This window comes from Streptomyces sp. NPDC005017 (assembly GCF_042873115.1).
Taxonomy (GTDB): Bacteria; Actinomycetota; Actinomycetes; order Streptomycetales; family Streptomycetaceae; genus Streptomyces.
In genome coordinates, this window is record NZ_JBIALD010000004.1 from 1 (window position 1) to 22,298 (window position 22,298).

At 73.1% G+C, this 22,298-nt stretch carries 20 protein-coding genes and 1 riboswitch; of the genes, 17 read left to right on the forward strand and 3 right to left on the reverse strand.

The window, feature by feature from the left end; all coding sequences use genetic code 11:
- The 5 genes from ispG to ACFYR0_RS07245 all read left to right on the forward strand — a co-directional run.
- Positions 1–769, forward strand: a 769-nt coding sequence (gene ispG, locus ACFYR0_RS07225; RefSeq protein ID WP_389322814.1) for a flavodoxin-dependent (E)-4-hydroxy-3-methylbut-2-enyl-diphosphate synthase, incomplete at its 5' end; no start/stop codon positions are given.
- A 27-nt stretch (positions 770–796) separates the two neighbouring features.
- Positions 797–2,719 (forward strand): 1-deoxy-D-xylulose-5-phosphate synthase, encoded by a 1,923-nt coding sequence (gene dxs, locus ACFYR0_RS07230; protein WP_389322816.1) that lies wholly within the window; start codon positions 797–799, stop codon positions 2,717–2,719.
- Positions 2,716–4,125: an aspartate aminotransferase family protein gene (locus ACFYR0_RS07235; RefSeq protein ID WP_389322819.1), complete on the forward strand. Its 1,410-nt coding sequence runs from the start codon at positions 2,716–2,718 to the stop codon at positions 4,123–4,125. Before dxs ends, ACFYR0_RS07235 begins: the two co-directional genes overlap by 4 nt.
- 117 nt (positions 4,126–4,242) lie before the next feature.
- The gene (locus tag ACFYR0_RS07240; RefSeq protein WP_389322821.1) at positions 4,243–4,869 is read left to right on the forward strand and encodes a helix-turn-helix domain-containing protein; all 627 of its coding nucleotides are present in this window, start codon (positions 4,243–4,245) and stop codon (positions 4,867–4,869) included.
- Positions 4,866–4,985 (forward strand): DUF6126 family protein, encoded by a 120-nt coding sequence (locus ACFYR0_RS07245; protein ID WP_386378290.1) that lies wholly within the window; start codon positions 4,866–4,868, stop codon positions 4,983–4,985. Before ACFYR0_RS07240 ends, ACFYR0_RS07245 begins: the two co-directional genes overlap by 4 nt.
- A gap of 87 nt (positions 4,986–5,072) precedes the next feature.
- Here ACFYR0_RS07245 and ACFYR0_RS07250 read toward each other — a convergent pair whose 3' ends face one another.
- Positions 5,073–5,870: a tyrosine-protein phosphatase gene (locus ACFYR0_RS07250; RefSeq protein ID WP_389322824.1), complete on the reverse strand. Its 798-nt coding sequence runs from the start codon at positions 5,868–5,870 to the stop codon at positions 5,073–5,075.
- Positions 5,871–6,487: 617 nt separating this feature from the next.
- A riboswitch (cyclic di-AMP (ydaO/yuaA leader) is annotated at positions 6,488–6,655 on the forward strand.
- A gap of 4 nt (positions 6,656–6,659) precedes the next feature.
- Here ACFYR0_RS07250 and ACFYR0_RS07255 point away from each other — a divergent pair.
- The 3 genes from ACFYR0_RS07255 (at position 6,660) to ACFYR0_RS07265 (ending at position 9,803) form a co-directional block, all read left to right on the forward strand.
- Positions 6,660–7,640, forward strand: a complete 981-nt coding sequence (locus ACFYR0_RS07255) for a peptidoglycan DD-metalloendopeptidase family protein (protein WP_389322826.1) — start codon at positions 6,660–6,662, stop codon at positions 7,638–7,640.
- 204 nt (positions 7,641–7,844) lie between these two features.
- Entirely contained in the window at positions 7,845–8,630 is a 786-nt protein-coding gene (locus ACFYR0_RS07260) for an SGNH/GDSL hydrolase family protein (RefSeq protein WP_389323732.1), read from the forward strand.
- Between the two features lie 369 nt (positions 8,631–8,999).
- Positions 9,000–9,803, forward strand: coding sequence for an SIMPL domain-containing protein (locus ACFYR0_RS07265; RefSeq protein WP_389322828.1), 804 nt, complete (start codon positions 9,000–9,002; stop codon positions 9,801–9,803).
- Positions 9,804–9,870: 67 nt separating this feature from the next.
- On the opposite strand, the gene ACFYR0_RS07270 is transcribed toward ACFYR0_RS07265, so the two are convergent.
- Together ACFYR0_RS07270 and ACFYR0_RS07275 are read right to left on the reverse strand one after the other, a co-directional pair.
- On the reverse strand, positions 9,871–10,482 hold the full coding sequence (locus ACFYR0_RS07270) for a TetR/AcrR family transcriptional regulator (RefSeq protein ID WP_389322830.1): 612 nt from the start codon (positions 10,480–10,482) through the stop codon (positions 9,871–9,873).
- 97 nt (positions 10,483–10,579) lie between these two features.
- A complete protein-coding gene (locus tag ACFYR0_RS07275; protein ID WP_389322832.1) occupies positions 10,580–11,767 on the reverse strand; it encodes a Glu/Leu/Phe/Val dehydrogenase dimerization domain-containing protein in 1,188 nt (395 codons plus the stop codon).
- A 275-nt stretch (positions 11,768–12,042) separates the two neighbouring features.
- Between ACFYR0_RS07275 and ACFYR0_RS07280 the strand changes: the two genes are divergently transcribed.
- The 9 genes from ACFYR0_RS07280 to ACFYR0_RS07320 all read left to right on the forward strand — a co-directional run bounded on the left by ACFYR0_RS07280 (position 12,043) and on the right by ACFYR0_RS07320 (position 21,974).
- Positions 12,043–13,263: an MBL fold metallo-hydrolase gene (locus ACFYR0_RS07280; protein ID WP_389322834.1), complete on the forward strand. Its 1,221-nt coding sequence runs from the start codon at positions 12,043–12,045 to the stop codon at positions 13,261–13,263.
- A 682-nt stretch (positions 13,264–13,945) separates the two neighbouring features.
- The gene (locus ACFYR0_RS07285; RefSeq protein WP_389322836.1) at positions 13,946–16,069 is read left to right on the forward strand and encodes an ATP-binding protein; all 2,124 of its coding nucleotides are present in this window, start codon (positions 13,946–13,948) and stop codon (positions 16,067–16,069) included.
- An 83-nt stretch (positions 16,070–16,152) separates the two neighbouring features.
- Positions 16,153–16,587: a roadblock/LC7 domain-containing protein gene (locus ACFYR0_RS07290; RefSeq protein ID WP_389322838.1), complete on the forward strand. Its 435-nt coding sequence runs from the start codon at positions 16,153–16,155 to the stop codon at positions 16,585–16,587.
- Between the two features lie 2 nt (positions 16,588–16,589).
- Complete coding sequence (locus tag ACFYR0_RS07295) at positions 16,590–16,961, forward strand: DUF742 domain-containing protein (RefSeq protein ID WP_389323735.1); 372 nt, start codon at positions 16,590–16,592, stop codon at positions 16,959–16,961.
- Positions 16,939–17,559, forward strand: a complete 621-nt coding sequence (locus ACFYR0_RS07300) for an ATP/GTP-binding protein (protein ID WP_389322840.1) — start codon at positions 16,939–16,941, stop codon at positions 17,557–17,559. Before ACFYR0_RS07295 ends, ACFYR0_RS07300 begins: the two co-directional genes overlap by 23 nt.
- A 60-nt stretch (positions 17,560–17,619) precedes the next feature.
- Entirely contained in the window at positions 17,620–18,195 is a 576-nt protein-coding gene (locus ACFYR0_RS07305) for a GAF domain-containing protein (protein WP_389322842.1), read from the forward strand.
- A gap of 389 nt (positions 18,196–18,584) precedes the next feature.
- Positions 18,585–19,613, forward strand: a complete 1,029-nt coding sequence (gene tdh, locus ACFYR0_RS07310; RefSeq protein WP_389322844.1) for an L-threonine 3-dehydrogenase — start codon at positions 18,585–18,587, stop codon at positions 19,611–19,613.
- Between the two features lie 33 nt (positions 19,614–19,646).
- Positions 19,647–20,873, forward strand: coding sequence for a glycine C-acetyltransferase (locus ACFYR0_RS07315; RefSeq protein ID WP_389322846.1), 1,227 nt, complete (start codon positions 19,647–19,649; stop codon positions 20,871–20,873).
- A 198-nt stretch (positions 20,874–21,071) separates the two neighbouring features.
- Entirely contained in the window at positions 21,072–21,974 is a 903-nt protein-coding gene (locus tag ACFYR0_RS07320; protein ID WP_389322848.1) for a LysR family transcriptional regulator, read from the forward strand.
- The last annotated feature ends 324 nt before the right edge of the window (positions 21,975–22,298 follow it).

The following is a 22,298-nucleotide window of genomic DNA, read 5'->3' on the forward strand; positions in this document are numbered from 1 at the left end:
GGAGATCGCCAAGGCGGCGAAGGAGCACGGCACGCCGATCCGCATCGGCGTGAACGCGGGCTCGCTGGACCAGCGCCTGCTCCAGAAGTACGGCAGGGCCACGCCGGAGGCGCTCGTCGAGTCGGCGCTGTGGGAGGCCTCCCTGTTCGAGGAGCACGACTTCCGCGACATCAAGATCTCGGTCAAGCACAACGACCCGGTGATCATGATCGAGGCGTACAAGCAGCTCGCCGCCCGGTGCGACTACCCGCTGCACCTCGGTGTGACCGAGGCGGGCCCCGCCTTCCAGGGCACCATCAAGTCGGCCGTCGCCTTCGGCGCGCTGCTCTCCCAGGGCATCGGCGACACCATCCGCGTCTCGCTGAGCGCGCCGCCGGCCGAGGAGGTCAAGGTTGGCATCCAGATCCTCCAGTCGCTGGGCCTCAGGGAGCGACGGCTGGAGATCGTCTCCTGCCCGTCCTGCGGCCGCGCCCAGGTCGACGTCTACAAGCTGGCCGAAGAGGTCACCGCCGGTCTCGACGGGATGGAGGTGCCACTGCGGGTCGCGGTGATGGGCTGCGTCGTCAACGGCCCCGGCGAGGCGCGGGAGGCCGACCTCGGCGTCGCCTCCGGCAACGGCAAGGGACAGATCTTCGTCAAGGGCGAGGTCGTCAAGACGGTCCCCGAGTCCAGGATCGTGGAGACCCTCATCGAAGAGGCGATGAAGATCGCCGAGCAGATGGAACAGGACGGTACAGCCCCGGGGGAGCCGGCCGTCACCGTGAGTTGAACAGCACGGACCGAAGGGGGCCCGAGCGTGACGATTCTGGAGAACATCCGGCAACCACGCGATCTGAAGGCGCTGTCCGAGGCGCAGCTTCGCGAACTGTCCGGGGAGATCAGGGAGTTCCTGGTGCACGCGGTCGCCAGGACCGGCGGCCACCTCGGCCCCAACCTGGGCGTGGTGGAACTGACCATCGCGCTGCACCGGGTCTTCGAGTCACCGGCCGACCGCATCCTGTGGGACACCGGACACCAGAGCTATGTGCACAAACTGCTGACCGGGCGCCAGGACTTCTCCAAGCTGCGCGGCAAGGGCGGCCTGTCCGGCTACCCCTCCCGTGAGGAGTCCGGGCACGACGTCATCGAGAACAGCCACGCCTCCACCGCGCTCGGCTGGGCCGACGGCCTCGCCAAGGCCCACCAGGTGCAGGGGGAGAAGGGACATGTCGTCGCGGTCGTCGGCGACGGCGCCCTGACCGGGGGCATGGCCTGGGAGGCACTGAACAACATCGCGGCCGCCAAGGACCGGCCGCTGATCATCGTCGTCAACGACAACGAACGCTCCTACGCCCCCACCATCGGCGGCCTCGCCAACCATCTGGCCACCCTGCGCACCACCGACGGCTACGAGAAGTTCCTCGCCTGGGGCAAGGACGTCCTGCTGCGCACACCGGTCATCGGCCACCCCCTCTACGAGGCCCTGCACGGCGCCAAGAAGGGTTTCAAGGACGCCTTCGCCCCGCAGGGCATGTTCGAGGACCTGGGCCTGAAGTACGTCGGCCCCATCGACGGGCACGACATCGGCGCGGTCGAGTCCGCACTGCGCCGCGCCAAGCGCTTCCACGGGCCGGTCCTGGTGCACTGCCTCACGGTCAAGGGCCGCGGCTACGAACCCGCCCTCGCCCACGAGGAGGACCACTTCCACACCGTCGGCGTGATGGACCCGCTCACCTGCGAGCCGCTCGCCCCCTCGGGCGGCCCGTCCTGGACCTCCGTGTTCGGCGAGGAGATCGTCAGGATCGGCGAGGAGCGCGAGGACGTCGTCGCCATCGCCGCGGCCATGCTGCACCCGGTCGGACTCGGCCGCTTCGCCGAGCGCTTCCCGGACCGGGTCTGGGACGTCGGCATTGCCGAGCAGCACGCCACCGTCTCCGCGGCCGGACTCGCCACCGGCGGACTGCACCCGGTCGTCGCCGTCTACGCCACCTTCCTCAACCGCGCCTTCGACCAGCTGCTGATGGACGTCGCCCTGCACCGCTGCGGAGTGACCTTCGTGCTGGACCGGGCCGGGGTGACGGGCGTCGACGGGGCCTCGCACAACGGCATGTGGGACATGTCGGTGCTCCAGGTGGTGCCGCGGCTGCGGATCGCCGCGCCGCGCGACGCCGCCCAGCTGCGGGCCCAGCTGCGCGAGGCCGTCGCCGTGGACGACGCGCCGACCCTGGTCCGCTTCCCCAAGGAGAGCGTCGGGGAGGACGTCCCGGCGGTGGACCGGGTCGGCGGCATGGACGTGCTGCTGCGCGACGAACACCCCGAGGTGCTGCTGGTGGCCGTCGGCGTGATGGCGCCCGTGTGCCTCCAGGCGGCCGAACTGCTCCAGGCCCGCGGCATCGGCTGCACGGTGGTGGACCCCCGCTGGGTCAAGCCCGTCGACCCCGCCCTGCCGGGCCTCGCGGCGAAGCACCGGATGGTCGCGGTAGTGGAGGACAACAGCCGCGCCGCCGGGGTCGGTTCGGCCGTCGCCCTGGCCCTCGGCGACGCGGGCGTGGACGTGCCGGTACGGCGGTTCGGCATCCCCGAGCAGTTCCTCGCCCACGCCAAGCGCGCCGAGGTGCTGGCCGACATCGGGCTGACCCCGGTCGAGGTCGCCGGGGCGATCAGCGGAAGTCTCGCCGTACGAAAGGCCGGCGAGGACGGCCCCGCGGGCCTCGGCCGCACAGTCGGGGAGACGGAATGACCGATGCCGAACCCGCCGCGGGAACCGGGCAGTTCGATCTCGCCCGGCTCCTCGCCGAGCGCGGCGCCGAACGCTACGAACTGCACACCAGGTACCTCAACCACCAGCTCCCGCGCATGCTGCACACCATCGGCTTCGACAAGGTCTACGAGCGGGCCGAGGGCGCCTACTTCTGGGACGCCGACGGAGACGACTACCTGGACATGCTCGCCGGGTTCGGGGTGATGGGCCTCGGCCGCCACCACCCCGTCGTCCGCAAGGCGCTGCACGACGTCCTCGACGCGGACCTCGCCGACCTCACCCGCTTCGACTGCCAGCCGCTGCCCGGCCTGCTCGCCGAGCAGCTGCTCACCCACAGCCCGCACCTGGACCGGGTGTTCTTCGGCAACAGCGGCACCGAGGCCGTGGAGACCGCGCTGAAGTTCGCCCGCCGCGCCACCGGCAGACCGCGCGTCCTCTACTGCGACCACGCCTTCCACGGCCTGACCACCGGCTCCCTCTCCGTCAACGGCGAGGACGGCTTCCGGGACGGCTTCGCCCCGCTGCTGCCCGACACCGCCGTACCGCTCGGCGATCTGGACGCGCTGGCAAGGGAGTTGAGGAAGGGGGACGTCGCGGCTCTCATCGTCGAGCCGATCCAGGGCAAGGGCGTGCACGAGGCCCCGCCCGGCTATCTGCGCGCCGCTCAGGAACTGCTGCACCGGCACAAGGCGCTGCTCATCGCCGACGAGGTGCAGACCGGTCTCGGCCGGACCGGCGACTTCTACGCCTACCAGCACGAGGACGGGGTGGAGCCGGACCTGGTGTGCGTGGCCAAGGCGCTGTCCGGCGGGTACGTGCCCGTCGGTGCGACCCTCGGCAGGGACTGGATCTTCAAGAAGGTCTACTCGTCCATGGACCGCGTCCTCGTCCACTCGGCGAGCTTCGGCTCCAACGCCCAGGCCATGGCGGCGGGCCTCGCCGTGCTGTCCGTCATGGAGAACGAGCAGATCGTCGCGGGTGCGCGGGTCACCGGCGACCTGCTGAGGTCACGGCTCGCGGCCCTCGTCGACAAGTACGAGCTGCTCGCCGACGTGCGCGGCCGGGGACTGATGATCGGCATCGAGTTCGGCCGGCCCAAGTCCCTGAAACTGCGCAGCCGCTGGACCATGCTCCAGGCCGCCCGCAAGGGCCTGTTCGCGCAGATGGTGGTCGTCCCGTTGCTCCAGCGGCACCGCATCCTCACCCAGGTCTCCGGCGACCACCTGGAAGTGATCAAGCTGATCCCGCCGCTGATCGTCGGGGAACGGGAGGTGGACCGGTTCGTCGGGGCGTTCACCGAGGTGATGGACGACGCGCACACGGGTGGCGGGTTGATGTGGGACTTCGGGAAGACCCTGGTGAAGCAGGCGGTGGCCAACCGCTGAGTCGCGGCGCCGGGTGCCACGTGTGTTCTCGACGTGCGACCGGGCGCCGTCGAGGGTCGCTTTGCCTCTGAGGCAAGAGATTTGCCGCAGAGGCAAGAATACGGCTGAATGGAGCGCATGAGCTCTCCCGAGACCGGGCCCGTCCCGGAGGAGGCGGCGGCCGAGCTGCCCGCCGTCGCGCCCCAGCTGCGCGCCCTGCGCCGCCGTGCCTCCCTCACTCTGGAGGCCGCGGCGCGATCCGCCGGGCTCTCGCCCGCGCACCTGTCCCGCCTGGAGACCGGGCAGCGCCAGCCGTCGCTGCCGATGCTGCTCGCCCTCGCCCGGGTCTACGGTACGACCGTCTCCGAGCTGCTCGGTGAGACGGTCGCCGACCAGGACGCTGTCGTGCGCGCCGCGGACATGGAACCGACCCGGGCGGGCGGCTGGACCTACTGGCAGGCCGGGTCGTCCGGACGCGGCATGCAGGCGCTGCGGGTGCATGTGCCGCACGGCTCCCAGGGCGACATCGTGCGCGTCCACCCCGGCGAGGAGTGGCTGCACGTCCTCCAGGGCCGGCTGCGGCTGCGCCTCGGCGACACCGCGCATCTGCTCGGCCCCGGGGACAGCGCGCACTTCGACTCGCTGACCCCGCACCGTATCGCCGCCGAGGACGCGGGTGGGGCCGACCTCCTCTTCGTCCACACGCTGCTTCAGAGCCCCACGGCCGCGCTGTGCCTGGGACCCATGACAGGAGACACGCCATGAGCGACATCGAGCAGAAGTTCCCCCGCACCCTCTGGGTGCGGCTGTTCATCTACATCGCGGCCGGCCATGTCTTCGCCGGGTTCCTGTATCTGCTGTTCGCGGTGGGCGCGAAGTAGGAGCGGGTCGCGGGGTCCGTCCCCGGGCCGGGCTCCGGGTCCGTCTCCGGGCCGGGCTCCGGGTCCGTCTCCGGGCCCGGCTCAGTGTCAGTCGACGAGCCGCTCCCGCAGCCGCTCGCGGGTCTCGGGCGTGATGCCGAGGCCCCGCTCCAGATAGGCGTCGACTCCGCCCCAGGTCTCCTCGATGGTCTCCATCGCCGCCGTGAGGTACTCGGCGCGCGCGTCGAACAGGGGGCTCAACAGGTCCATGATCTCCGGCGAGTACGCGGAGACGGCGTCGCCGTTGCGGCGCACCTTGTAGCGGCGGTGCTTGGCGTTGGACTCCAGGTAGTCGGTGAGGATGGCGTCGCGCTCGACCCCTACCGCCAGCAGGGTCACGGCCACGGACAGGCCCGCGCGGTCCTTGCCCGCCGCGCAGTGCATCAGCGCGGGGACGCTGTCCTCGGCGAGGGCGTGCAGCACGCGCGAGTGCTCCGCGGTGCGCTCACGGATGATCATGCGGTAGGAGGCGATCATCCGGCCGGCCGCCTTGCCGTCCGCGAGGATCGAGCGCAGCTGGTCCAGGTCCCCGTCGCGGACCATCTTCCAGAACTCGGCGCCGTCGGCCGGGTCGCTCAGTGGCAGGTTGACGTTGCGCACACCCGGCAGGCCGACGTCCGGGCCCTCCAGCTGCTGGTCGGCGGCGTTGCGGAAGTCGAAGATCGTGTGCAGGCCGAGGGAGGAGAGGAAGACGGCGTCCTCCGCGGTCGCGTGCGCGAGGTGGCCGCTGCGGTAGAGCACGCCGTGGCGCACCCGGCGTCCGTCGACGGTCGGCAGTCCGCCCACGTCACGGAAATTACGCACGCCGGCCAGCTCGGGCTCGGTGGACGGGACCTGCTGCGTCACGGGGGCTCCCTCCCGGTCGGACCCTTCGGCGCGGCTCGTCGACGGGCGTGCTGTCGACGATACGACATGGCTTCCTGAGGCAACGAGTTGGCGCCCGGGGGTCTCGGTGGGGTGGTGTGCCGCTCCGGCGCGCCCGGCCGCCCGGCCGCCCCGGGACGGGTCCGGGCGCGGGGTGGCTCGGTGCAGGGCGTCTCACCGCAGGCGTCTCACTGCGGGGCGCGAATGGCTTGAAACGGGCTAATCCACCACGATGCCCTTTTGGTGCCGGTATCGGCGGCGCGTCTCGATGCGGCAGTTCTCCTGCTGCGCCACTTCTGGGCTTTCTGTCCGAATTGGCGCCTTCATTCCAACTCGCTCTGGAGTAAAGGAACCTGGAGACGCGTCATGTGGGGAGCGTCATATCGGTGACCGTGAGTCGTTCGTCATGCTCACGTAATCAAAGAGGTTTTCCAGGGCATTTGAGAAACCCGACAAGGTCGTATTGCACGGAGTGTGACCGGGAAACTCCCGAAGGGATCAAGAACTCACGCTTCGGGCGGAACCTCTTGCTTGTCCGTTTGAGCCTTGCTCGCTTACGTTCGCCACCGATCCGGACGGACGCCTAATCCTGCCGCCGACCGGAGCCCGCACCGACCCACCCGTGTACGGCAGGAGCGGGGGACCCACAGGTACATCAGCCTGTTCCGGTCTCCGGATTCAGGCTTGGGGTAAAGCCGCGCCTCGGCGCGGCCGGACATCTCCAGTCCGCACCCGACAGCTCACCTCGCAGGCGCCGGAGAGGAACTCGCCATGCCCGCGAAGGGTAAGCACCGTCGTCCCAAGGCCCTGCGCCTGACCCGTACTCTCGCCGTCGCCGGAACCGGCGGCGCGGCTCTCGCCCTCCCGCTGCTCGGGGCCGGCGGCGCCAACGCCGCCACCGGACAGACCGTTTCCCACCCGGCCGCCCAGTCGGCCGTCACGGTCCAGAAGTCCGCGGTGGCCACCAAGGCCGCCGCCGTGAACTCGGTCCCCCGCACCTACGCCGTGAAGTCCGGCGACTACCTGTCGAAGATCGCCGCGGAGCAGAAGGTCAGCGGTGGCTGGCAGAAGCTCTACCAGGACAACCGCGAGGCCGTCGGCGGCGACCCGTCGCTGATCCACCCGGGCCTGAAGCTCACGCTCGGCAAGAAGGCGGCCGAGACCCGGTCCGAGGCCCCGGCCGCGCCGCGCCAGTCCTCCTCGAAGTCCGCCGGGGCGTCCAAGTCCTCTGCGGCCCCGAAGTCCTCCGCTGCCTCGAAGTCCTCCGCTGCCCCGAAGTCCTCCGCGCAGCAGTCCCCCTCCGGCGCGTCCACCGCCGCCCAGGCGGCCACCACCACGGCCAACGGCTTCAGCGCCCCGGTCTCCGGCGCCGGCGTCGGCACGGCATACCGCGTGGCGGGCGGCATGTGGGCCAGCGGTTACCACACGGGCGCCGACTTCGTCGTCCCGACCGGTACCCCGCTGAAGGCCGTGGGCGCGGGCACCGTCGTCTCCGCGGGCTGGGCCGGCGCGTACGGCAACCAGGTCGTCATCCAGCTCGCCGACGGCCACTACGCCCAGTACGCCCACCTGTCCTCCCTCTCCGTCTCGGCCGGTCAGTCCGTGACCGGCGGGCAGCAGGTCGGCCTCTCCGGCTCCACCGGCAACTCCACCGGCCCGCACCTGCACTTCGAGATCCGCACCACCCCGAACTACGGCTCGGACGTGGACCCGATCGCGTACCTGCGCTCGCACGGTGTCTCCATCGGCTGACGCCCCCGCTCCACCCCCGCCGAAGGCCGGACCCCGATCCCCGGGTCCGGCCTTCGCCGTGCCCGGAGTTATTCCGCGGATGCCAAGACTTGACCAGTGGCTTATGTCACCGCCCGTCAACCCCTGCCTACGGTCGCGTAGGTCACATTCGAGGGGGAATCATGGGCCGACGTGGCAGACGATTCGAAGAACGACAGCAGATCAGTGATCGGGTCGTACGTGGCGGTGGGGGACAGCTTCACCGAGGGCGTCGGCGACCCCGGCCCCGACGGGGCGTTCGTGGGGTGGGCGGACCGGTTCGCGGTGCTTCTCGCCGACCGGCGGCCCGAGGGCGATTTCGCCTACACCAACCTGGCCGTGCGCGGGAAGCTGCTCGACCAGATCGTGGAGGACCAGTTGCCGCGGGCCGTTGAGCTCGCCCCCGACCTGGTCTCCTTCTGCGCGGGCGGCAACGACATCCTCCGGCCCGGAACCGACCCCGACGACGTCGCCGAGCGGTTCGAGCGGGCGATCGCCGCGCTGACCGGCGCGGTCGGCACGGTGCTGGTGACGACCGGGTTCGACACCCGTGGCGTGCCGCTGCTCAAGCATCTGCGCGGCAAGATCGCCACGTACAACGGGCATGTGCGGGCCGTCGCCGACCGGTACGGCTGCCCGGTGCTCGACCTGTGGTCCCTCAAGTCCGTCCAGGACCGCCGGGCCTGGGACGACGACCGGCTGCATCTCTCGCCCGAGGGGCACACCCGTGTGGCCCTGCGCGCCGGGCAGGCCCTCGGGGTCGAGGTCCCCGCCGACCCCGAGCAGCCCTGGCCGGCGCTGCCGCCCCGCGGCACGCTCGAGGTCCGCCGGGACGATGTCCAGTGGGCCCGTGAGTACCTCGTCCCCTGGATCGGGCGCCGTCTGCGGGGGGAGTCGTCCGGGGATCATGTCATCGCCAAGGGTGCGTTGAGCGCGGACGATATCCGGCATCGGATCGGGAAGGTGGCCTGACGGCCGACGGGTTGGCGCCTGCCGGGTGGGGGTGTTCCGGGGACGTGGGGCTCGGCCTGCGTGGGGGTGGGGTGCGGGTTGGCTGTGGGTTTTTGCGCGGTTCCCCGCGTCCCTGAGGTGGGTGGGTCGTTCGGTTGGTCTCGGGCCGCGGGGTGGTTGGCGGGTTTGCGCGGTTCCCCGCGTCCCTGGGGTGGGTGGGTGGTTCGGTCGGTGTCGGGGTGCGGGGTGGTCGGGGGTTTGCGTAGTTCCCCGCGCCCCTTTGGGGTGGGGGGTTTGCGTGGTGCCGCCCGCGCGCCTCGAGGGCTGAGGCGGCCAGAGAGGTGACCGTGCGGGAGTGGTGCGCGGTGTCGGGGCGGGCGTGGTGCTGGGATGACCGCGACATCCCAGCGCACCCGAAAGGACCGGCCCGTATGCCCCCCCACAGCACCGGCCCGCACGACCGCCGCCCTCGCGGTCATCCTGCTCGCCCTCGGCCTGCCGGCCGCCGCCGCTCCCGCGGCCACCGCGCTCCCGGAGCCGACGCCAGCCCCCGCGGCCGCCGCCCCGCACGCCTCGACCGTCACCGTCACCGGTGAGGGCAGCGCCACCACCGAACCCGACCTCGCGGTCGTCGGGGCCGGTGTCGAGTCCGTCGCCGAGACGCCCCGTGCGGCCCTGGACGCGCAGAGCGAGGCGGCCACCGCGCTGCTTCGGGCCGCCAGGGGGCAGGGCATCACCGAGGGCGACATCCGCACCGAGAGCGTGTCCCTCACCCCGGTCTACGAGTACCAGGAGGGAACCTCGCAGCTGAAGGGCTACCAGGCCTCGCAGTCCTTCACCCTGAAGGTGCGCGACGTGGACCGTACGGGCGCCGTCCTCCAGGCCGTCACCGACGCCACCGGCACCGCGGGCCGTATCCACTCCGTCGCCTTCGACGTGGCCGACCCCGGCCCGCTGCGGGCGCGCGCCCGGCAGGCGGCGTACGAGGACGCGCACACCAAGGCCGAGCAGTACGCCCGCCTCGGGGGCCGGAGCCTGGGACGGCTGGTCTCCCTGACCGAGGACACCACCAGCACCCCGCGTCCCTTCCCGCCGGCGGCCGACGCGCCCGACGGCACCACGGTGGGCGTCCCGATCGCCCCGGGCGAGATCCGCGCGACCTCCACGGTCACGGCGGTCTACGAACTGGAGTGATCCCCGGGCGGGCCCCGCGGGCGTCGGGCCGGGACGAGGGTTCCGGCCGCCGTGGCCCGGCGACGTCCTACGCCGTCAACGTCTCGCGCTCCAGGCCGAGTTCCCGCGCGAGTGCCTCCTCCGCCCAGTCCGTCGCCCGGGTCCGCGACATCGCGCCCGGGTAGGACGTCAGCTGGACCGCGAGACCGTCGAGGAGGGCGGTCAGCCGCAGCGCGCTGGCGGCGGGGTCGGGGCAGCGGAACTCGCCCGCCGCGACGCCCTCGGCGATCACCTCGGCGAGCGCGGCCTTCCACTGACGGTCGAGATCACGGGTGACGTCCCGCAGCACCGGCTCGCGCAGGGCGGCCGCCCAGCCCTCGATCCACAGCCGCCAGCCCTTGGCCTGCCCGGTCGGGGCGTACCAGCGAACGGCGGCGCGCAGCCGGCGCACCGCGGTGGTACGACGGCCCAGCAGCTTGCGCAGCCGGATCAGGTCGCCCTCGGCGGCGTGGGCGAAGGCCGCCGCGACCAGCTTCTCCTTGGTCGAGAAGTGATACAGCACCAGCGCGTTGCTCACGCCGAGCGCGGAGGCGACGTCGGCGATCCGCACGGCGGCCACACCCCGCGCCTCGATCTGCCCGATGGCGGCCCGCAGCAACTCCTCGCGCCGCTCCGTCACGCTCAACCGCACTCTCGCCACGCGGATCACCCTACACAGCGGCCCCCGCCCGCCCGCCGCGCCGGGGCGGCCGGGTGGAGCACGCCCCGTGACACCGCGTCCCGCCCCCGGCGGCCGCTCAGCCGGCCGTCCGGTACCAGCCGAAGCGCTCCGCGATCACCGGCAGCCGTTCCGCCACGATCGCGTGCGCGGCGGCCCGCGGGGTCGTTCCGTCGGCCTCGGCGCGCTCGAGCATCTGCCCGACCAGGGCGCGCATCGAGCGGCGCGTGTAGGCGAACGCCTCGTCCGCGTCGGCGCCGATGTCGCCGAACAGGGTCCACCACCACCAGGCGTTCGTCCCGGAGTTGACCACCACGTCGGGCAGCACGCTCACCCCGCGCGCGGCGAGCAGTGCCTCCGCCTCGGCCACGACCGGCATGTTGGCCGCCTCCACGATCCAGCGCGCCCGCACGCGTTCCTGGTTCGCCGCGTCGATCGTGTACGACACCGCGGCCGGGACCAGGATCTCCGCGTCGGCCGACAGCCAGGCGTCGCCCGGCAGTTCGCGGTCGCCGGGCCGCAGCGCGGACCGGTCCACGGTGCCGTAGGAGTCGCGCGCCGCGAGCAGGGCCTCCACGTCGAGCCCGGCCGGGTTGGCGACGGTGCCCTTGACGTCGGCGACCGCCACCACGGTCAGCCCCGCGCGCGCGAGGAAGCGGGCGGTGGCCCCGCCCATGGTGCCGAGCCCCTGCACGGCGACCCGGGTGCCTGCGTACGGGGCGCCCGCCCGGTCCAGGGCCGTGAGCGCGGCCTCGGCCACCCCGCAGCCGCCCGCCAGCTCGTCGAGCCCGATGCCGTCCACCTCCACCGCGAAGGCGTCGGCGAGCCGGGCGCGGGCGGCCGCCTCGTCGTCCAGCAGCGGGTACACCGCCTGGATCGAGGAGACGAGCCCCGCCTCGGCGGCGGCCCGGTCGACCAGGTCCTGGGTCAGCCCGAGGTCCTCACCGGTGGTCCAGCAGTGTTCGACGTACGGCCGCACGGCCCGCAGGTACCGCACCAGCAGGCCGTACGCCTCCGGGTCCCGGGGGTCGCAGTCGATGCCGCCCTTGGCTCCGCCGAGCGGGACGTAGCGGCCCAGCGGGTTGTAGTGCAGGGCCTCCTTCATGGTCATGCCCCGGGCGAGCCCGGTGACCTCGTCGAGGGTGCAGCCCGGCCGCATCCGCAGTCCGCCGCTGGAGACGCCGCGCACCAGCCGGTCGACGACCAGGAAGCCCTGCCGTCCGGTGATGTGGTCGGTCCAGGTGAGCGACAGCAGGGGGGTGGTCATGGAGACTCCTCGGGGACGGTGACCGGGGTGGGCCGACCGTGGCGAGGTCCACCGTGACCGGAGGCGCGCCGGGCCGCCCGACCGTCGGCGGAGCGGGGTACCGGAACGCACTTACTGAATCAGTGGTCAGTATCGAAACGCGGCCGGGGGACTGTCAACGCGACGGCCCGGCGATGGCCGCCACCCGCTGTCACGGCGCTGTGACTGGACGGACCCGGCGTTGTCGGAGGGGCGGACCATAATGGAAAGCCTCACCGACTCCACCTGGAGGTACCGTGGCCGGTTTCCGTCCCCTGAGCGCCGGGCTCAGCGCGCTTCAGCCCGAGGCCTTCGGCGTGGACCCGAGCGGTGAGCGCATGGCCCGTGTCCGTAGATCGCCGCACTTCAAGGACGGTGTCTTCCAGAATCCCGGCGGCCCCGCCCGTACCCGGCCCTCGGGCTCCGCCCTGGACTTCGCCAAGATCTACTTCGACAAGGACGCCCGCGCCCGCCGGGGCCCGCGCGGCCCGATCCCGGTCCATGCGACGACCCTCGCCGACATCTCCCGGCCGCCTGCCACCGGCCTGCGCCTGACCTGGATGGGGCACTCCAGCGTCCTCGCCGAGATCGACGGCAGGCGGGTGCTCTTCGACCCGGTCTGGGGCACGCGCTGCTCCCCGTTCGCCTTCGCCGGACCCAAGCGCCTGCACCCCGCGCCGCTGCCGCTGGCCGCGCTCGGCCCGGTCGACGTCGTCGTGATCTCCCACGACCACTACGACCATCTGGACCTGCCCACGATCAAGGCCCTGGCGGCCACGGACACGGTCTTCGCCGTGCCGCTCGGCGTCGGCGCGCACCTGGAGCACTGGGGCGTCTCCGCCGACCGGCTGCGCGAGCTGGACTGGCACGAGGCCACCCGCATAGGCGGACTCACCCTCACCGCGACGCCGGCCCGCCACTTCTGCGGCCGGGGCCTGCGCAACACCCAGCACACCCTGTGGGCGTCCTGGGTCGTCGCCGGCGAGGAACACCGCGTCTTCCACAGCGGCGACACCGGCTACTTCGAGGGTTTCCAGGAGATCGGCGCCCAGCACGGCCCGTTCGACGCGACGATGATCCAGCTCGGCGCGTACAGCGAGTTCTGGCCCGACATCCACATGACCCCGGCCGAGGCGCTGCGCGCCCACCTCGACCTCCAGGGCGGTGCCCCCGCGGGCGTGCTGCTGCCGATCCACTGGGCCACCTTCAACCTCGCCCCGCACGCCTGGGCCGAGCCGGGCGAGTGGACCAAGGACGCGGCCGAGGAGGCCGGCCAGACGGCGGCCTTCCCCCGCCCCGGCCAGCCCTTCGAGCCCGGCGGCAAGGTGCCCGGCGAGGCCTGGTGGCGCACCCTGTCGGCCCCGCTCCCGGCCACCTGGCGCCGCTCCGGACAGTCCACCCCCCTGGCCCAGACCCCATCGGGCTCGGGCCCGGCCGCGGACACCCGCCCCGACCTGGACCTCGCGGGCGACCGCTGACGGGACTACGGGACACCGGAGAAGGCCCGGGCCGGGGGCGCTGTGCCGCCTGCCCGTGCGGGCCGCCGTCGTACTGCGATCCACAGGCGAACGACAGGTGCTGTCACACCTCTTGATGGACCGTCAGGTCCACTGACGGGATCTCCGGCACCAGTCGACCCCGACCGTGCCGGAGGCCCGTCCGTGTGCCGACGACTGTTCGCCGCGCTCGTCTGCGCCGCCCTGCTCGGGGAACCCCGATCGTGGGCGAGGGCGCACCCACCCGACTCGGCCGGGTGGACGACCCCAAGGCCGTGTACGCCCCGCGGACCGGTCGGCCACGGCCCGCGTGCACGCCTGGCCGGGCGGCCGGGCGGCCGGGTGACGGTGATGGTCACGCAGGGGGGGACCCGTCGGGAGGGGAACGAGCGTCACCGACTGTGATCGCTTCCGATCGGGTCGGACCGGTTCGGCGCGCTTCACGACCGGCGTGTCCGAGCGGTTATCGGTCTGACGTGCGAAAGCTCATACCAGAGCGGGACGGATGGCGGAGGAGTTTGTCAACTGCCCACCGGACCTCACGCGTTGGCGACTACCGTGAGTGCCCGTCGAGCGACGCAGGGCCGGTTCCGGCCGGCCAGTGCCCGGGCACCGACGGGCAGCCCTGAGACGGATCAGTAGACGGACCAGTACGAGGACACCGATGTCTCACCTCCGCGCACCGGCCGCACGCGCAGACCGCCGCGAGGGCGGGCGGCACGGACGGCCGGTCGCCCGTACCGCACCCGCACTGCCCGAGGCCCCCATACGACCGCAGTTGCTGAGGCTGGCCGTGCTGCCCCCCACCGCGGTCGCCCTCAGCGCCAGCGCGGCCGTGCTGTTCACCGTCCGCTCCACGGGCGCCCGCAACAGCGTCACCCTGTGGGCCGTACTCGCCGGAGCCGTCGGCGTGACGCTCGTCGGCATCGCGATCGCCGCCGTGGCCGCCGACCGGGCCGCGCGGTCCGTGCACGAGCGGATCGGAGCGCTGCGCCGCGGCAGCGCCCGCCGCGAGGCCGATCTGCGCACCCTCGTGGAGGCCCTGCGCCGGGGCGAGACCCCGCCCCGGCGGGGGCCGCGCTCCGGGCCGCCCGAGGACGCCGACGACTTCGAACTGCTCGCCGCCGACCTGGCCCGCGCGCACGACGGCGCCGTCACCGCCGTCGTGCGCGCCGCACAGCTGTCCAGCCAGACCGGCAGCGAGCAGAAGCTCGAGGTCTTCGTCAACCTCGCCCGGCGCCTCCAGTCCCTGGTGCACCGCGAGATCGCGATCCTCGACGAGCTGGAGAACGAGATCGAGGACCCCGACCTCCTCAAGGGCCTCTTCCACGTCGACCACCTCGCCACCCGCATCCGCCGCCACGCCGAGAACCTCGCCGTCCTCGGCGGCGCCGTCTCCCGGCGACAGTGGAGCAACCCGGTGTCCATGACGGAGGTGCTGCGCTCCGCCATCGCCGAGGTCGAGCAGTACTCGCGGGTCAAGCTGGTGCCGCCGGTCGACGGCGAGCTGCGCGGGCACGCCGTCGCCGACGTCATCCACCTGCTCGCCGAACTCGTCGAGAACGCCACGCTGTTCTCCTCCCCGCACACCCAGGTCCTGCTCCGCGCCAACCTGGTCACCTCGGGACTGGCCGTCGAGGTCGAGGACCGGGGGCTCGGCATGCCGGTCGGCGAGCAGAGCCGGATGAACGAGCTGCTCGCCGACCCCGACCAGGTCAACGTCGCCAGCCTGCTGGCCGACGGGCGCATCGGGCTGTTCGTCGTCTCCCAGCTCGCCAAGCGGCACGGCATCACCGTCCGGCTCCAGAGCAACATCTACGGCGGTGTCCAGGCGGTCCTCGTCGTGCCCCAGGCCCTGCTGGGCGGTGCGCCGGGCCCCGCCACGTCACCGGGCCGGTCCGAGGGGCAGGGGCAGTCGGCCGTCCCCGCCCTCACGGGACAGCCGCCGCAGGGCGGGGACACCGGCCGGCCCCCGGCCGGAGCGCGCCCCGACGCCTCCGGAGCCGGACAGGACCCCGACGGCACCCGGGCCCCGCACGACCTCGGCGCCACCCCGGCTCCGTACGACCTCCCCGGCCCCGCGGTCCAGCCCTCGTCGGCCACCGCGCCCCCCGGCGGTCACACCCCGCACACGGCGCACGCAGAACCCCCCGCGCCCGCACCCGCGCCCCACGTCCCGCAGGCGCAGCCGGAACCCCCGGCCTTCCGGCCCCTGCCGCACAGCACCCCGCCGCCCTCCCGGCCCGGCGCACCGCACGTTCCCCTCCCCGTGCGCGGCACGCGCGTCGAGCGGCGCAACCCCGCCGACGCCGCCCCCGGCATCCGGCCGGGCGACCGGCCGATCCTGGAGGAGCACGGCACCGCCCCGCCGGTCCCGCGCAACGGGGCGGTGCGCGGCACCATGGGCAAGCCCCAGCTGCCCAGACGCCGCGCGCAGGAGCACATCGTCCCCCAGCTCCGCGAACGCCCGGCGCCCCGGCCGGACGCCGAGGAGCACGTCGGCCACGACCCGGGTCTGATGGCGGCTTTCCAGCGCGGCATCGGCCTCGCGGAGACCCGGCACGGCCCGGAGGCGACGCACGACGGCTTGGGCCCGGTCGGCGGCCACCCGCCCCTGCCGTACCCCGACCCGGCCTACGACGTCGTACCGGCGGCCCCCGCACCCCGTACGACGGCGCACCCCGCGGACGTGCCCGACCGGCACTCCGCGGCGTCACCGGTCGCGCCCCTGCCCGCGGCCGGTTCCGACCACACCGCACGGCACGACGGGAGCGCACCAGCCGGATGACCGTCCACGCACCCACCCCCACCGCAGCCGCAGACCCCACCGGCGCTGCCGCGGCCCCCCGTATCCCAAGGAGTCGAACCACCATGGCGACCGACGCGCCGACCGGTCATGTTTCCGATCTCGACTGGCTGATGAGCGGCCTCGTGCAGCGGGTGCCGCACACGTCCAGCGCGGTTCTGCTCTCCTGCGACGGCCTCGTGAAGTCCGTGCACGGCCTCGACGCCGACAGCGCCGACCACATGGCCGCGCTCGCCTCCGGCCTGTACTCGCTCGGCCGCAGCGCGGGCACCCGGTTCGGCGACGGCGGGGACGTGCGCCAGGTCGTCGTCGAACTCGACTCGGCCCTGCTGTTCGTGACCACCGCCGGGGCCGGGACCTGTCTCGCCGTGATGGCCGGCCGGGAGGCGGACGCCGCCGTCCTCGGCTACGAGATGGCCATGCTCGTCAAGAGCGTCCGTCCCTACCTGGTCACCGCGCCCCGCCAACACGCCGTCGAACCCACGGTGATGAGGCCTTGAGCGTGGCCGCGGCCGGTGACGGGCCCTGGCTCGACGACGCGGCGGGACGGCTGGTGCGCCCGTTCACGATCAGCAACGGCCGCACCCGCCCCTCCGTGGCGTTCGACCTCATGTCGCAGGTCATGGCCACCGGAGTCACCCCCCTCGGCCATCCGGGCCCGGAACACTCGCTGGCCCTCGACCTGTGCCGGGCACCCATCTCGGTCGCCGAGGTGGCCGCGCACCTGAAGCTGCCTGCGGCGGTCACCAAGGTGCTGCTGTCCGACCTCGTCGACTGCGGGGCGCTCACCACCAAGCCCCCCGAGTTCCACCACAACCCGACGGACCGGGCCCTTCTGGAGGCAGTGCTCGATGGACTACGACGACAGCTCTGACTACGACGGCGCCACGGACCCCTTCCCCACCGCGCTCAAGATCCTGGTGGCGGGAGGCTTCGGGGTCGGCAAGACCACGTTCGTCGGCGCGGTGAGCGAGATCCAGCCCCTCTCCACGGAGGAACTCCTCACCACGGTCAGCGCCGCCACCGACAACCTCGACGGCATCGAGAACAAGGTCGAGACGACCGTCGCGATGGACTTCGGCCGGATAACCCTCGATCCGCAGCATGTGCTGTACCTGTTCGGCACGCCGGGCCAGGAGCGGTTCTGGTTCATGTGGGACGAGCTGTCCGAGGGCGCGCTCGGCGCGGTCGTCCTCGCGGACACCCGCCGGCTGGAGGAGTGCTTCGCGGCCGTCGACTTCTTCGAGGAGCGCGGCCTCGGCTTCATCATCGCCGTCAACGAGTTCGACGGGGGCTACCGCTACCACCCCGAGGAGGTGCGCGCCGCCCTCGACCTGGACCCCGGGGTCCCCGTCGTCTGCTGCGACGCCCGGATCTCCAGCTCCGGTGTGCAGACCCTGCTCACACTCGTCAAACACCTCATCGCCCACGCGCCCGTGGCCCCCGCGCCGAGCCACGGCGCCCACCGGTGACCCCAGCCCCCTTCCGACGGAGCCGCACATGCCGTACGACCACAGCGACGGAGCCCGGTGATGAGCTACGACCCGCCCCGCCCGGCCGGTCGGCTGCTGCTCACCCCGCAGGACAGCGAGGCCCCCGCCCGTGCCCGCCGGCTGTACGGACTCGGCCTCGGGGAACGCCCCGAGCCCGCGCTCGACTCCTTCGCGGCCCGGCTGGCGGGCCTGACCGGGACGACGTACGCCATGGTCAACTTCATCGGTGAGCAGGCGCAGTTCTTCGCGGGTCTGCACGCGCCGGAGACCGCCCCGGTGGTCCGGGAGGACGGGACCCGCGCCGAGATCGGCCGCTTCCTGCCCCGCGACCACGGCTTCTGCCCCCATGTGGTGGTCCGGCGACGGGCGCTGGCCCTGGGGGACGTGCGCGACTATCCGCGCTTCGCGGGCAACGCGGTCGTCGACGACCTCGGCATCCGCGCCTATCTCGGCGCCCCGCTCCTGGACAGCACCGGTATGGCCCTCGGCACGGTCTGCGTCGCCGACGTGATGCCCCGGTCCTGGGGCCGGGAGGGGCTGGAGACCATCAAGTCGGCCGCCGCCGAACTCGTCGTACGGCTGGAGCGGCAGGCGGGCGACGGACTGCCGATCTGAGGCGGGAGCGGGCACCCGCGGGCGGGCCCACGGGTGCGGTGAAGGCGACCGTGGCGGACGGGCCGACGGGGGCGGTGGAGACGACCGTCGCGAGCGGGCTGCCGTGGCGGTGGTGGCGACCGTGGCGGGGCAGGCCCCGGGGACGGTGGTGGCGACCGTGGCGGGCGGGCCGACCGGGGCGGTCGAGACGACCGTCCGGCTGGCGATCCGAGGCGGAAGTGCGCTCCGGGGCACAGGGTGTGAAGGAAAGCTGTGGCGGCGCTTAAGAAATCCTCGATGGACCCGGGCCGCGCCATACGGCAGATTTCTCACCGCATCCCCATCTGCCCCCGTCCACGGGAACATTCGGCGTGCCCGCGGCCGGGATCACACCCCACAGGAGCCGTCGCGTGAAGGCGCTGGTCAAGGACAAGGCGGAACCCGGACTCTGGCTGCGGGACGTCCCGGAGCCGCGGATCGGTCACGGCGAGGTGCTCATCAAGGTGCTGCGCACCGGCATCTGCGGCACCGACCTGCACATCCGCTCCTGGGACGGCTGGGCGCAGCAGGCGATCCGCACCCCCCTCGTGGTCGGCCACGAGTTCGTCGGCGAGGTCGTCGAGACCGGCCGTGACGTCACCGACATCGCGGTCGGCGACCGGGTCAGCGGCGAGGGCCACCTGGTCTGCGGCAAGTGCCGCAACTGTCTGGCCGGCCGCCGCCACCTGTGCCGGGCCACCGTCGGCCTCGGCGTGGGCCGCGACGGCGCCTTCGCGGAGTACGTCTCCCTGCCCGCCTCCAACGTCTGGGTGCACCGCGTCGCCGTCGACCTCGACATCGCCGCGATCTTCGACCCGTTCGGCAACGCCGTGCACACCGCGCTGTCGTTCCCGCTGGTCGGCGAGGACGTCCTGATCACCGGGGCCGGTCCGATCGGCCTGATGGCCGCGGCGGTGGCCCGGCACGCCGGCGCCCGCAACGTCGTGATCACCGACGTCAGCGGGGAGCGCCTGGAGCTGGCCCGCAAGATCGGCGTCAGCCTCGCGCTCGACGTCTCGCGCTCCACGATCGCCGAGGGCCAGCGCGAGCTGGGTCTGCGCGAGGGCTTCGACGTCGGCCTGGAGATGTCCGGCAACCCCGTCGCGATGCGCGACATGATCGCCAACATGACGCACGGCGGCAGGATCGCCATGCTCGGCCTGCCCGCGCAGGAGTTCCCGGTCGACTGGGCCCGGATCGTCACCTCGATGATCACGATCAAGGGCATCTACGGCCGGGAGATGTTCGAGACCTGGTACGCGATGTCCGTCCTGCTGGAGGCCGGCCTCGACCTCGCCCCCGTGGTCACCGGCCGGTACGGCTACCGCGACTTCGAGGCGGCCTTCGCCGACGCCGCGAGCGGCCGCGGCGGCAAGGTCATCCTCGACTGGACCGCGTAAACCACCTCTCTGGGTACTTCTAGGAGCTTCTCGATGTTCGACTCCGTGCGCGACGACCTGCGTGCCACCCTCGACGAGATCCGCGCGGCCGGGCTGCACAAGCCCGAGCGGGTGATCGGCACCCCGCAGTCCGCGACCGTGACCGTCACCGCCGGCGGACGGCCCTGGGGGTCCCCCCGGCCGGAGGCCGGGGGAGAGGTCCTCAACTTCTGCGCCAACAACTACCTCGGCCTCGCCGACCACCCCGAGGTCGTCGCCGCCGCCCACGAGGCCCTCGACCGCTGGGGCTACGGCATGGCCTCGGTGCGCTTCATCTGCGGCACGCAGGAGGTGCACAAGGAACTGGAGGCCCGCCTCTCGGCGTTCCTCGGCCAGGAGGACACGATCCTGTACTCCTCCTGCTTCGACGCCAACGGCGGTGTCTTCGAGACGCTGCTCGGCGCCGAGGACGCGGTGATCTCGGACGCCCTCAACCACGCCTCGATCATCGACGGCATCCGGCTGTCCAAGGCCCGCCGCTTCCGCTACGCCAACCGCGACATGGCGGACCTGGAGGCGCAGCTGAAGGAGGCCGTGGCCGCGGGCGCCCGGCGCAAGCTGATCGTCACCGACGGCGTCTTCTCCATGGACGGCTACGTGGCGCCGCTCGCCGAGATCTGCGACCTGGCCGACCGGTACGACGCCATGGTCATGGTCGACGACTCGCACGCGGTCGGTTTCGTCGGCCCCGGCGGCCGCGGCACCCCCGAGCTGCACGGCGTGATGGACCGCGTCGACGTGATCACCGGCACCCTCGGCAAGGCCCTCGGCGGTGCCTCCGGCGGCTATGTCGCGGCCCGCGCCGAGATCGTCGCCCTGCTGCGCCAGCGCTCGCGCCCGTACCTGTTCTCCAACACCCTCGCCCCGGTGATCGCCGCGGCCTCGCTGAAGGTCCTGGACCTGCTGGAGTCGGCCGGCGATCTGCGCGAGCGGCTCAACGCCAACACGGCTCTGTTCCGCTCGCGGATGACCGAGGAGGGCTTCGACGTCCTCCCCGGCGACCACGCCATCGCCCCGGTCATGATCGGCGACGCGGCCGAGGCGGGCCGGATGGCCGAGCTGCTGCTGGAGCGCGGGGTGTACGTGATCGGCTTCTCGTACCCGGTCGTGCCGCAGGGCGCGGCCCGTATCCGCGTCCAGCTGTCGGCGGCGCACTCCACCGAGGACGTGAACCGCGCGGTGGACGCGTTCATCGCCGCGCGTGCGGAGCTGGCCGGCTGAAGTCAGGGCCTCATCGACTGATTCCCGCCTGCCGGGCGCCGTCGCGCCCCAGGTCCCCGCGTCGGACTCCCGCCGTCGCCCCGAAGGGGGCGGGCGGGAGTCCGAGCGGGGTGGGCGGGGTTCGAGCGGGGCGGGCGGGAGTCCGACGACCGGGTTCGGGGGCATTCGCACCCCTTCCGGCCTGAGAGAATCGGCTTCGTGATCGAGGCACGGCGGCTCCATATCCTTCGTGCGGTGGCGGACCACCGCACGGTGACCGCGGCTGCCGCCGCGCTGTATCTGACGCCCTCGGCGGTCTCCCAGCAGCTCACGGCCCTGGAGCAGGAGACCGGGCACCGGCTGGTGGAGCGCGGCGCCAAGGGCGTACGGCTCACCCCGGCGGGCGAGATCCTGCTCAGCCACACCAACGCCGTCCTGGCCCAGCTGGAGCGGGCCGAGGCGGAGCTGGCGGCGTACGGCTCGGGCGAGGCCGGCACGGTCACGGTGGCCTCCTTCGCGACCGGTATCGCGCTGGTGGTGGCCCCGGCGGTGGCCTGGCTCGCCGCCTCGGCGCCCGGTATCCGCATCCGGGTGCAGGACGCCGAGGGCGACGCCAGCCTGCCGATGGTGCTGGATCGGCAGGTCGACGTGGCGGTCGCCGTGGAGTACCGCGGAGCGCCGTCGGCCGACGATCCGCGGCTGACCCATGTGCCTCTGTACGCCGAGCCCTTCGACGCCGTCGTCCCGGTCAGCCACCGGCTGGCCGAAGCGGGCGAGGTGCCGCTGGCGGAGCTGGCCAAGGACCCGTGGATCGGGCCGTACCCCGGCAACCCCTGTCACGAGGTGGTCGTCCTGGCCTGCGAGGGCGCCGGGTTCCAGCCCCGCCTGGAGCACTCCTCCGACGACTTCCGCGCCGTCGTGGCCCTGGCCTCCGCCGACGCGGGGGTCGCCCTGGTGCCGCGCTCGGCGCTGCGCGGCATGGACCTGGCGGGCGTGGTCGTCCGTCCGGTGGACGGGGTGGCCCCGACCCGCCGCGTCTTCGCGGCCGTACGCCGGGGCGCGGAGGCGCACCCGCTGATCAGTCCGGTGCTGAACGCGCTGGGCGCGGTGGCGCGGGGGTAGTGCCCGGAGGGGCATCCCGGGCGCGGGGAACCGCGCGACCGGCCCCGACGGACGGAAACCCGGCCACCCCGCCCCCGAGGCCCGCGGGAACGGAACCGCACACCCCTCCGACGCTGCGGAGGCAGGGAGCGGCCGAGGCCCGCATCCTGCACCGGGACCTCTACGACACCCGCCACGTCGGCCACGAGCCCTACGCGGGCGGCTGGAAGAAGTGCGGACCCGCCTGGGACCTGCTGATCCGCTCCCGGCGGGGTGGTGCGGGCACTGCTCGTACCGGAACGGCCGCCGGCGGCGTTCGGGGGCGGGAGGGGGGAGCGGCGGGCG